Source organism: Bacillus sp. 7_6_55CFAA_CT2, from assembly GCF_000238655.1.
Classification (GTDB): domain Bacteria; phylum Bacillota; class Bacilli; order Bacillales; family Bacillaceae_G; genus Bacillus_A; species Bacillus_A cereus.
Genome location: NZ_JH414709.1, coordinates 82,222 through 94,358 on the forward strand (window position 1 = coordinate 82,222; position 12,137 = coordinate 94,358).

Sequence of the window (12,137 nt, forward strand, 5' to 3'; positions counted from 1 at the left end):
TTTAGCGCGGAACTCATTTGCTTAATTTTAAACGTATTTGAGCATCTTGTAATGCAGCAGGTGTAACGTTAAGACCATTTTGATCAACAATTTTTGTGTTTAATAAAATGGAATCTAAGCTTCCACGAAATGTTTGTGTATAGTTTTGGCGCAACATTTGTTGTTCTTGTTTTTCATCAACTGTTAATCCATTCGCTTTTTCTTTTTTTGACAATTCGTTAATACGGAATAAAATGTTTTTCATTTGTTTCACCTCTAGTTAGATTTAATTACATTAGCTACTTACTAATGTATAGTTATTGTAACCTATCTTTTAATAAGTGTCAATGTCTATAAAATGCTTTGTTTTGTATGTGTATGGATGAGAGAGGATGTAAATGAATACTAATACTTGAAATAGAAAAGATGCTAATATACAATACTATGGTAGGGTATAAAGAGTTGTTGTTTTACATTATGAAAGTAATAAGTAAAAAGGAGTATGCAATAATGAATGCAGTAATTTCAAAGAAAGAAACAATCATCTCATATACGATTGCTATTTTATTTATTTTAGCTATGGTAACAGCTGGTGTGTTATTAAATGATCCGGAAGTCATTTTGCCGGAAATAGCAGCGATGGCAATTGCTTTATGGGCGTATCGTGAGCCAGGATGGTTAAGACAACCAGAAAAAATCTTTATTGCACCGTCAATAACAGCTGTTATTGGTTTTGCAGTGAATCAAATGGATATTTCCTATATAGGAAAAGTTAGCTTAACACTTATATTAATGATGTTGTTTTTATGTGTTATTCAATCCAATTTAGCACCATCCATTGCGACAGGTTTATTACCGTTAGTAACAAATGCGACGGAATGGTCATTTGTTATCGCGGTATTTGCTTTAACATTTATTTTAATGATAGGTGTTCTTATATTTAAATTGAACAACGGTATTGAGCGAAAAGTGCAAATACAGTATAAATATATGACTGTATTTCTAATACTAAATTTCGTATGGATCAGTTTATGCTGGATAACTGGTTATGAACAATTAGCAGTTATTCCACCAATATTAGTTGTTGTGTATGAATCACTTCAAAAGCCGATGTATAATGAAAAAATGGCTTTTAAACAAATATTAGTATTAACTGCATCGGCAACTGTTGGAACTTTATTGTATTTTGCAATTGATTCATGGATTGTAGTCACGTTATTAAATATGATATTAATGGTTATTTTATTAAAAATCGTTGGAGTACGTATTCCAGCAGCGTATGCATTTCCATTATTACCACTCGTATTTCCTGATGAAATGATAAAAATGTTACCAGTAGCTTCATTTGTTGCGGGAGTATTTTTATTTGGTGCAGTACTACTGTATAAAAAGTGGGAGATGAAGCAAAAGGACATGTAGAAGAGTTAAATATAATTTTTAAAAAAGGTAAGTTCAAATGAATTGAACTTACCTTTTTGTATGTATTACCAATATAGAGCAGTATCATAAAGTCCGATTAAAATAAGGAGAACACCGGCTATACGTTGAATGTTTTTTCCTATTTTTCGGCTCTTTTTAAGTAGTGCCCCATTTAATCCTAGATAGGAGATGATGGACATTAATACGACGATAGGCAGAGCAGTTCCTATCGAAAAGAATGTAGGAAACAAGTACCCGTAATTATAGGGTAAAGATAAAGGGAGTAACGTTCCGAAAAATAGCACAAACATAGTCGGACAGAAAGCTAAAGAAAAGAAAAAACCAAGTAAAAATGAGCTGACTTCATTTTGTTTTCGAATAAATTTAATAGGGAAAAGGGTAGAGAAGAAATTTCTTCCTCTTATAATATCTGATAATATTAGACCTATTATTATTAATAAAGGTCCGATCAGTTTGCGTAACCATGGGAAATACAAAGTTAATGTTTGTTGAATTTCTTTTCCTAATAACCAGACTAAAAGTCCAAGTGTCGTAAAAGCTATTACTTTTCCTAAAATGAATAACAGTATATGTTTCCAGGTATGTCCCTTTTGTAAAGATTGATTTCCATAAAGTGTAATAGCGCTAATGTTTCCTGTTAATTGGCAAGGAGCAAGTGTACCTACAATGCCTAATAAAAACGCAAATAAAAGAGGTACTGATTTCGTAGCATTCGCGACATCTATTAAAGGAGACATGAGTTGATAGCTCCATTCACTAATTATTGAAAACACGTTATATTCACCCTTCTAATTAATTTGGAATGTTCCTTCTTTAGTAAGCTGCTTCCATGTTTTACCCTCATCCGTAGAAAGGAACACATTTGCTTTCATTGTAGCAAATACAATTTCAGCTGAATTTTGAGGGTTTTGTGATATATACATAATTGTATCTTTAGGATCTAAAGGTGGAATTTGTATGTTTGTCTCCTCATTTGTAGCAATTGATTTCTTCGTTACGATTTGCTTATTGATAGGCGCGTAAATAACATCTTCATTACTTAATGTAATTGCGGTCGATTCAAGTGATTTAGCGAATATTTCAAACGTATTTCCGTAATCTGTAGATAAGTAAACACCGTCTTTGGCACTTACTGCGACTACACTAGATTGATTCGGATGTACGGAAAAGGAATGAATCGTACTTGAAAGACCTTTTAACTTACTATTTTCCCAATCTTGTCCGTTGTTCGTACTGAAATAAAAACCTTGTTGTAATTTAGAATTTGGACGCTCATTGTATAAATAAATTGCTTCTGTATTATATCCGACAGCAAGGTTATGAAAATCAGATTCTCCGTAAAACGCTAGCTTTTCAAGTGTATTACCGCTATCAGAACTTTTCATTAATCCTAAAGGATTTTTTAAATCTGCTCCTGGTTCAGGATGACCGCTGGCAAAGAACCCGTTCTTCGTTGCCTGAAACCCCATATAATCATGTAATCCAGTCTTAGTTTCAAGCCATTTTCCATCTTGATAAACTTTTATCCCGCTATGAGTGGCGATAGAAACCCCAGATATATTTCCTGCATAGCCAATTCCGTGAATGTGCTCGATTTTTCCAGATGTAATTTCTTTATAGAAGTCTTGCGGACTCGTATTTGCTGTTTCTATATTTTTTGACTCAGATTGCACCGTTTCTTTCTTCACGGGTGCTGTTTCGGTGTTGCTAGAACATCCAGTAATTATGAATAAGGAAGTAATTGCTAACCCTGTTGCTACATAATGTTTCAAAGTTGTGGCTCCTTTCCTATATATGAGATTTTAAGTATATGGAATAAATGTCAAGAAATTGTGGAGTGGTATGCATAATGTAGATTAGATGGGCACTAGTAAGGGGGGATTTTCCTTTTTCTATGAGTACTATTAATTGACGAAAAATTGTAACAATAATAAAATGAATTGATTAGATCATTAGTTTTTTAATCATACATAGAACGCTAGGGGGATTATCATGAAATCAACATTTTTTGCTCAAAATAGAGAACGATTAGCAAACACATTACCAGAGGGATCTATTACGATTTTATTTGCGGGACAAGCACCGCATATGTCAGCTGATGCACATTATAAATTTGTACCGAATCGTAATTTTTACTACTTAACGGGAATCGATGAACCAAATGTTATTTTTATGCTGAAAAAGGTTGGAAGTAGTGTTGAAGAAACACTTTTCATTGAAAAGTCAGATCCAGTAATGGAAAAATGGGTCGGTAAAACAGTTTCTAACGAAGAAGCAGAGAAAATTTCAGGTATAAAGAAAGTTGTATATTTAGATAGCTTTGAAAAGACAATGTCAAATATACTTTTTACAGAAAATGCGAAGCATCTATATTTAGATATAGAACGTCGTGATTGGAATGGTACGGAGACAAAAACATTAGCATTTGCTAAACATGTAAGAGAAAAATACCCACACGTAACAATTGGTAATGTATATCCGAACATTTGTGAATTACGAGTATTTAAAACAGAGGAAGAAATTGAAATTATTAAAGAAGCGATTGCTATAACGAAAGACGGTATTTACAACGTACTTAAGCATGCAAAAGCAGGCATGATGGAGTATGAATTAGAAGCACAATTTGATTTTACACTGAAGTCATCTGGCATTAAGTACCATGCGTTCAATACAATTTTGGCGAGTGGGAAAAATGCTACAGTTCTTCATTATGAAGATAATGATGCACAAATTCAAAATGGTGACTTAGTATTACTAGATTTAGGTGCTCAAAAAGACTACTATAACGCTGATATTAGTTATACATTCCCGGCAAATGGAACATTCTCTAGTCGCCAAAAACAAATTTATAATATTGTATTAAAAGCATTAAAAGAAACAACAGAGATTATTAAGCCAGGATTAAAGTTCGCTGCATTAAATGAGCATACAAAAAAGGTACTGGCAGAAGAGTGTAAAGCAATTGGTTTAATTCAAGAAGATGAAGAGTTATCAAAATACTATTATCATGGTGTCAGCCATTTCCTTGGTTTAGATACACATGATGTAGGAACATATAAAGATAGAGTGTTAGAAGAAGGTATGGTTATAACAATTGAACCTGGTCTTTATATTGAAGGAGAATCAATTGGAATTCGTATTGAAGATGACATTCTTGTAACGAAAGACGGGTATGAAAACTTGTCAAAAGATATCATTAGGGAAGTTGAAGAAATTGAAGAATTTATGAGTGTAAATAATGAACATGTAAAAGGAAACCAAGCTGTAGTAAAATAATAAAAGAGTCATCACTAATTTATTTGAACTTTATCTCGAATCGTGGACAATTAAAAAATCCATGATTCGGGATAGGGTTCTTTTCTTCGAAATACTAATCTTTAATTATTAATCCTAATAAAGTAGCAAACTGAACAGCTTGATATGTCGATACTTTACATCCTCTTAAATCGTTCACTGAAACTGTAAGTGTATCAAAGGTAGAAGAACTAATATCTATCCCCTTCAGTGATGTCTGATCAAAATTAGCTTCATCAAGACTACATAATTGGAATTCAACTTTTTTAAGTTTACAGTCAAAAAAATCTGCATTATTTAATGAAGTTTCATTGAAGATGATTTTTTCTAGTTTAGAATTTCCAAATGCCGCTAAATTCAAAATTGAATTCTCAAATTTAACATTTCCTAAGCTAGATCCTGTGAAATTTACTCCGATTAATTTACTGTTTTTAAATTCGACTCTGTGAACAGAAGAATTGCTTAAATTAACATTTGATAAATCACAGTTTTCAAAACAAACATCTGTAATATCAATATTGCTAAAGTCTGTATTAGTAAACTTACAGTTTTTTATCACCGCATCATATAACCGCACTCTATCTACAGATTCATTCTCGAAAGTGGAGTCTATAATTTCACACACTTCCAATGTTGGATCTTCTTCATAAAAAATATCTTGAAAATTCTTTGAAGATAACTCTGGTGAAATTTTTGGTCTATCAATTTTCATCGTATATCAATCCTCTTCTATTTGATATATTTGTGTAATTTGAGTCCATTGTCTGTGAGGAACATTAGTTCTTATTATACAAAAATCTAAGTTCTTTTGTGAAGAGCATTTTAGCTACATTTTTCTTATTTAATAATAGCAGTGTTATTGTTTCTTAAGAAATAACGTCAAAACAAATACGAGAACGGCTAATATAGTCGCTACAAGGAAAGCATTTTGTATTACTAAAATATTCGTCTCTTGTAATGTCTCCGCTTTTAGTAATTTTCCAATTAGCTTACGTAAGATCTAATTACATCTCCTTATTTTCTTGAAAATCAACTTCTATAATGATTTTGAAAAAGAATAAGGAGGGATTGTCCATGAAGCGAGTTGTATTAGCAGCCGTTACTGTCTCTGTAATATTTTTAATTGCTGCCTGTTCTGTGACGACAAATACAACAAATGATCATAAAAATATGAATGATAACAAAACACTACAGACTGAAACAGCTACAACACCATTGAAGGTTGAAAAAGGGCCAGAAGTTACTTTAATAGCGAAAGAAGAAAAGCAAAAATTAAGTAACGGTGTTATTGTTCCAGTCTGGACATTTAATGGCTCATCTCCTGGTCCAGAAATTCGGGTGAAAAAAGGTGAAAAGGTGAAAGTGACATTAAAAAATGAATTATCTGCACCAGTATCTATTCATTGGCATGGATATCCTGTCCCAAATAACATGGATGGAATTCCGGGCGTGACACAAGATGCAGTTGAACCAGGAAAAAGTTTCACTTACGAATTTGAAGCGAACGTACCAGGAACGTACTGGTATCACTCGCATCAAGATTCTGTAAATCAATTAGATAGAGGTTTGTATGGAGCGCTCATTGTAGAGGATACAAAGGAAAAATATGATAAAGATTACACATTACTGTTGGATGAATGGGTTACAGATAAAGAAGAAATTAAAAAGCAGTTAAAAGAAATGACAAAAGGGCAAATAGGTAATAAATCTAAAGGTGATGAAAATACGAAAAAGAATGATGATAAGAACGGCATGGATCATTCTGGTATGGACATGGGCAGTAATCAAAAAGACTCTGGCAATATGGCAGGAATGGACCATGGAAATATGAAGATGGAAGGTCATGATATGAGTATGTATGATTTATTCACAATCAATGGAAAAAGCGGTGATTTAGTAGTGCCATTGAAAGTGAATAAGGGAGATAAAGTTCGTCTTCGACTTGTTAATGCTGGTTATCTATCACATGATATACATGTTCACGGTCATGATATAAAAGTAATTGCGACAGATGGTCAACCAATAAACAATCCAAAAGTTATAAAGGATAAAGTAATTTCAATCGCACCGGGTGAACGTTATGATATTGAATTTACTGCTAATAATCCTGGGAAGTGGTATGTTGAGGACCATTCAAAAAATAAAGGTGCAAAAGGAATGAAAGCTGTTATTGAGTATGATGGCAGCAAAGAGATGAAAGATAAAGCAGATGAAAAGGGAAAATTAGCGAAATTAGATATGACGAAATATGGTGCTAAAAAATTAGGTAGTTTCACGTTAAATCAAGAGTATACTGCCACATATAATATGGACTTAAATACGCAAATGAATGAAAATGAAATGGTATATACAATTAACGGAAAGGTATTTCCGGATATTGACCCAATTCAAGTGAAAAAGGGTGATTTAGTAAAAGTGAAATTGGTAAATCGTTCTAAAATGGATGATCACCCAATGCATTTACATGGTCACTTCTTCCAGGTGTTGAGTAAAGATGGAAAACCGATAGAAGGTTCTCCAATTGTAAAAGATACATTGAACTTAAAACCAGGAGAAGAATATGAAGTAGCCTTTGTAGCAGACAATCCCGGTGAGTGGATGTTCCACTGTCACGACCTACATCATGCTTCAGCAGGGATGGTAACGGAAGTGAACTATACAGATTATAAATCTGATTATGTTCCAAACCAAAATATTCCTAATAAGCCAGAATAATAGGAAGCAGTTATCCTATGGATAGCTGCTTATTCATTTTTGTTGCAAGTACTAATGTATATGTTGATTATGCCCAGGTGAAGGTGAAGGTGAAGGTGAAGGTGAAGGTGCAGGAGTATGATCTGGGAATGTCGCGAATACGGCAACGATAATTACTACACTAATTGAAAGGAATAACAAAAAACGACGTTGGATAAAAGTAGAAAAGTTCTCCGATAACAATTGAATCACACAGGACATAGTAATCGTTATAGTAAGTAAAAGGCTAATGAACAATATACTATGAGCTTGTTGAGCGTTTAACATTTCTGTAATCATTGCTCCCATCATACTTGCCATTAATCCAGAGAACATTCCTTCTAAAGCAGTATATAGGTGAAAACGTAGACCCACTAAAAAACCGATAAAACCACTAATTAAAATAGCAAGTAAAGTAGAATATAGTAATTCCCCCTTAAAGAGAATGCCTAAATAAAAACCAATACTTAAACCGATACTCATACTAAAAGACATAATAAATACCATATACTCCATTAGGGTACCCTGACGTTTAGAAATATTGGATACAATAAGAATTGAGGTACAGCAAAGTGTTAAGGTAGTTAACGTATAAGCAAACATTATGATACCTCCTTGTCTTATCGTTCATTTCATCATATGTGTACTTATGATAATTTATATCTGCATATTATCTGCACAATTTCATAGATGTAAGCAAAGGAACGCTTGATTTTTTAGGGCGTCTTTTTTAATTGTAAGCATGTGAAAGAAATTGTTATATTGTGAGTTTCTATTGTGAAGCCATAAAGAATAAGCGTATAATATTATAGGTCTCCCATTTGCGAGACAAACCGCGAATGATAAATAAGATTGTTGTTTTATCATCGCTTCTAAACATATAGACAATGAAAGTAACACTGGAATACAGATAGGGAGTTATAAAATGAAATTAATTATTGCCGAGAAACCAGATCAAGGGTTGGCTCTTGTTTCACAGTTTAAATATCGCCGGAAAGATGGATATTTAGAGGTAGAAGCGAATGAGTTATTTCCAAATGGAGCGTACTGTACATGGGCAATTGGTCATTTGACGCAGTTATGTAATCCAGAGCATTATCACGCAGAGTGGAAAAAATGGTCACTTAATACATTACCGATGATTCCAGAGCGTTTTCAATTTGAAGTAACAAAGTCAAAGTATAAGCAATTTAACGTTGTGAAACAGCTGTTACATAATCCACAGGTAACAGAAATTATTCACGCAGGCGATGCTGGGCGTGAAGGGGAACTAATCGTACGAAATATTATTAATCTTTGTAACGTGCAAAAGCCGATGAAGCGTCTATGGATTTCGTCTTTAACGAAGCAAGCTATTTATCAAGGGTTTAAAAATTTACTTGACGAATCAGATACAATTAATACGTATTACGAAGCATACACAAGATCTTGTGCCGACTGGGTTGTTGGTATGAATGCATCACGTGTGTTTAGTATTTTGTTAAAGAAAAAAGGAATGAATGATGTATTTTCTGCTGGTCGTGTCCAAACACCAACGTTAGCATTGATTGTAAAGCGTGAGAAAGAAATTGAAAACTTTAAGTCAGAGCCTTTCTGGGAAGTGTTTGCAACCTTTAATATAGAAGGAAAGAAATATGACGGGAAATGGGAGAAGGATAATGAATCCCGCTTAAAAGACCCTGATATGGCGAATAAAATTGCGGCATTTTGCCAAGGGAAACCGGCTGTTGTGAAGGAAATGAAAACGGAGCGTAAAGAGTTTCAGCCGCCGCTTTTATTCAACTTATCATCACTGCAAGCAACGGCAAATAAAGCCTTTAAGTTTTCACCGAAAAAGACGCTTGATATAACGCAAGCACTCTATCAAAAAGGGATTGTTTCTTATCCACGTTCAGATTCTAACTATGTTACTCAAGGAGAAGCAGCGACGTTCCCTGATATTTTACAGAAGTTAAGTCAGTTTGATGAATATAAAGGTTTATTACCGGCTCCGGTTGAATCCATTATGAACAATAAGCGTTATGTAAATGAAAAGAAAGTAACAGATCACTACGCGATTATTCCGACAGAGCAAGTTACAAACCCAAGCAGACTATCAGGTGATGAAAAGAAAATATACGATATGATCGTAAGAAGGCTTATTGCAGCTCATTATGAAGTTGCAATCTTTGACTATACAACGATTGTAACGCTTGTAGATGAACGTGCTGAATTCATTTCAAAAGGAAAACAGCAAATTCAAGAAGGTTGGCGTAAAGTTATTTTCCAAGACGATAAAGATGACGAAACCATTCTTCCAATTGTAGCTGAAGGTGAAGAAGGAAAAGTTGTAAAGGTGAAAGTGAAAGAAGGAAAAACACAGCCACCGAAGCGTTATACAGAAGGACAACTTATTACGTTAATGAAAACAGCTGGTAAGTATTTAGAGAATGAAGAGCTAGAGAAGGTATTGAAGAAAACAGAAGGTTTAGGTACGGAAGCGACCCGCGCAGGGATTATTACGATGCTGAAAGACCGTAAATATATAGATGTAAAGAAAAACCAAGTGTATGCGACTGATAAAGGAAAAGTATTAATTACCGCAATTGGTGACAAAATACTAGCTTCACCGGAAATGACTGCGAAATGGGAACAACGTCTTGCGGAAATTGGTGAAGGTACAGCTTCACCAGCAACTTTTATGGAACAGACGAAAAAGCTATCAGCTAAAATTATTGAAGACGCAGTGGAAATGTCTGAGAAGTGGGATTTCACGGGACTACATGTTGAATCGATTGAACGAAAAGGATCGAAATTTACAACGGGTAAAAAGGTTGGTAGCTGTAAAAAATGTGATGGCGATGTAATTGATAAGTCAACGTTTTACGGTTGTTCTAACTATAATACAACGCAATGTGATTTCACCATTTCAAAGAAGATATTAAGTAAAACAATTTCGCAAAAGAATATGACAAAGCTCTTAAAAGGTGAAAAGACTGATTTAATTAAAGGTTTTAAAAAGGGCGAGAAAACGTTTGATGCGAAATTAGAGTGGAAAGATAATAAGATTAATTTTGTATTTGAGAATTAATTTGTTAAAAGAGCATGACATAAAACTGTCATGCTCTTTTGTTTTTTTCTTTTATATAAAATTTAACGATAAAAAAATCCTTTAAATAATATTTTTTTATTGTAAAACGATAAATTATGTATTAAAATCAAAATCATAATAAATGAGTGAGGTGCTTTTGTTAAAAGGTAACAACCTTATTTTTAAAATTAGAGGAGGTATAACTATGAACATTAACAATTTGATTGTTAAACATATGGATAACCCCCATGAGTTGGAGAAGATGTATAGAAAAGATCCGAAAGCTTTTAAAAAAGCATTCTCACAAGCATGGGACCAAAACCCTGATTCTCAAATTCTAGGTGCTTGGTATGAAAGGTTGCATTTCAAGGAGAAAGTAAATAAAGAAAAAACATCTTTGTTTCAAAAAGGTTTCTTATTCATGGGCCTTTTAGCTATTCTGGCCGGCATAAGCACCAGGATCATTTTCCACTTTGTTGAGCAGGAAGCAATTGCTCCAATAAACTTGGCTTTTGGTGTAATTCCCTTTATTGCTGCTTATTTTGTTTACAATAATAAGCCGAAAAAAAGTATTATTTATTCCCTTATAGCGTTATTCCTAGTTTCCGGGGTGTATCTTAATACATTGCCAATAAATTATCAAGACAGTACCATACTTGCTTATTTACATCTTCCTATATTTTTATGGGTCTTAGTAGGGCTTGCGTTTACAGGAAATGAATATTCAAAAGGCGGTACAAGATTAGCCTATATTAAATTTAATTTAGAATATTGTCTTCTCTACGGGAGCATGGCAGTGAGCGGAATGATACTAGCAATATTCACCATGCGTTTATTTAGCTTTGTTGACTTAGATATAGGAGAATTCTATTTTAGTAATGTTGTTTTATTTGGAGCAGCGGCTCTCGCTATTGTGGCTGCATACTTAGTATCAATGAATCTTAAGCTTGCTAAAAATATTACACCATACATATCTAAAATTTTTAGTCCTCTCGTCCTGATCACGTTGCTTATCTATCTTATAACGGTAATTTGGGTGGGGGAAAATCCGTTCTTGGATCGCAATTTCCTAATGGCTTTCAACGGAATACTCCTTGGTGTATTGGCTGTTACCATATTTTCTATCGTTGAAAGTGACTCGGACGAGAAAAAGAACATTTCAGATTATATAAATTTTTCCTTAATTGTTCTGGCACTTATTATTGACACTGTCGCATTGTCAGCCATAGTATTCAGACTTTCTTCTTACGGGATTACGCCTAATAGACTTGCTGTTTTAGGTGTAAACATACTGATTTGGGCAAATCTCATTTGGATTATGTTTTCCTATATGCGTTTCTTGCAAAACAAATCAGGACCAAAAGCTATCCAAGATGCCATTACGAAGTATTTGCCAATCTACGGACTTTGGGCAGCTTTCGTTATATTTACGTTTCCTATCATTTTTAATTAGAAAGGATCTGTTAATGTAACGAAATGTTAATTCTCTATAACATATAAAATTTTTAGAGCCCATCGATTTATAATTGGTAGTATTATGTTTGTAGTTTCGGTAATTTCATTTGTAATGATAAATAAGAAATAAGTGTTGTATGTAATCTTTCCATAATAAAAAACGTCC

At 33.6% G+C, this 12,137-nt stretch carries 10 protein-coding genes; 5 read left to right on the forward strand and 5 right to left on the reverse strand.

The features are described from left to right. Positions 1-13 precede the first annotated feature (13 nt). Entirely contained in the window at positions 14-244 is a 231-nt protein-coding gene (locus HMPREF1014_RS09550; protein WP_000789773.1) for a DUF896 domain-containing protein, read from the reverse strand. Between the two features lie 245 nt (positions 245-489). Here HMPREF1014_RS09550 and HMPREF1014_RS09555 point away from each other — a divergent pair, with 245 nt between their 5' ends. Further along, entirely contained in the window at positions 490-1,398 is a 909-nt protein-coding gene (locus HMPREF1014_RS09555) for an HPP family protein (RefSeq protein ID WP_000994720.1), read from the forward strand. A gap of 65 nt (positions 1,399-1,463) precedes the next feature. Here the strand turns inward: HMPREF1014_RS09555 and HMPREF1014_RS09560 are convergent, their stop codons facing one another. Together HMPREF1014_RS09560 and HMPREF1014_RS09565 are read right to left on the reverse strand one after the other, a co-directional pair. Next, positions 1,464-2,192, reverse strand: coding sequence for an urease accessory protein UreH domain-containing protein (locus HMPREF1014_RS09560; RefSeq protein ID WP_002061125.1), 729 nt, complete (start codon positions 2,190-2,192; stop codon positions 1,464-1,466). Between the two features lie 15 nt (positions 2,193-2,207). Next, positions 2,208-3,191 carry a F510_1955 family glycosylhydrolase gene (locus HMPREF1014_RS09565; protein ID WP_000683836.1) on the reverse strand — a complete coding sequence of 328 codons (984 nt, stop codon included), beginning with the start codon at positions 3,189-3,191 and terminating at the stop codon, positions 2,208-2,210. Positions 3,192-3,411: 220 nt separating this feature from the next. Here HMPREF1014_RS09565 and HMPREF1014_RS09570 point away from each other — a divergent pair, with 220 nt between their 5' ends. Beyond that, a complete protein-coding gene (locus tag HMPREF1014_RS09570) occupies positions 3,412-4,695 on the forward strand; it encodes an aminopeptidase P family protein (RefSeq protein WP_000842970.1) in 1,284 nt (427 codons plus the stop codon). 94 nt (positions 4,696-4,789) lie between these two features. Here the strand turns inward: HMPREF1014_RS09570 and HMPREF1014_RS09575 are convergent, their stop codons facing one another. After that, positions 4,790-5,425, reverse strand: a complete 636-nt coding sequence (locus tag HMPREF1014_RS09575) for a pentapeptide repeat-containing protein (protein ID WP_000687273.1) — start codon at positions 5,423-5,425, stop codon at positions 4,790-4,792. 362 nt (positions 5,426-5,787) lie between these two features. Between HMPREF1014_RS09575 and HMPREF1014_RS09580 the strand changes: the two genes are divergently transcribed. Next, positions 5,788-7,428 carry a multicopper oxidase family protein gene (locus HMPREF1014_RS09580; RefSeq protein ID WP_000832719.1) on the forward strand — a complete coding sequence of 547 codons (1,641 nt, stop codon included), beginning with the start codon at positions 5,788-5,790 and terminating at the stop codon, positions 7,426-7,428. Between the two features lie 51 nt (positions 7,429-7,479). On the opposite strand, the gene HMPREF1014_RS09585 is transcribed toward HMPREF1014_RS09580, so the two are convergent. Further along, positions 7,480-8,049, reverse strand: a complete 570-nt coding sequence (locus tag HMPREF1014_RS09585; protein WP_000458549.1) for a hypothetical protein — start codon at positions 8,047-8,049, stop codon at positions 7,480-7,482. A gap of 322 nt (positions 8,050-8,371) precedes the next feature. On the opposite strand from HMPREF1014_RS09585, the gene topB reads away from it, so the two are divergent. Beyond that, positions 8,372-10,516, forward strand: coding sequence for a DNA topoisomerase III (gene topB, locus HMPREF1014_RS09590; RefSeq protein WP_000766771.1), 2,145 nt, complete (start codon positions 8,372-8,374; stop codon positions 10,514-10,516). A gap of 205 nt (positions 10,517-10,721) precedes the next feature. Then, positions 10,722-11,969: a DUF4153 domain-containing protein gene (locus HMPREF1014_RS09595; RefSeq protein ID WP_001024711.1), complete on the forward strand. Its 1,248-nt coding sequence runs from the start codon at positions 10,722-10,724 to the stop codon at positions 11,967-11,969. Positions 11,970-12,137 lie beyond the last annotated feature (168 nt).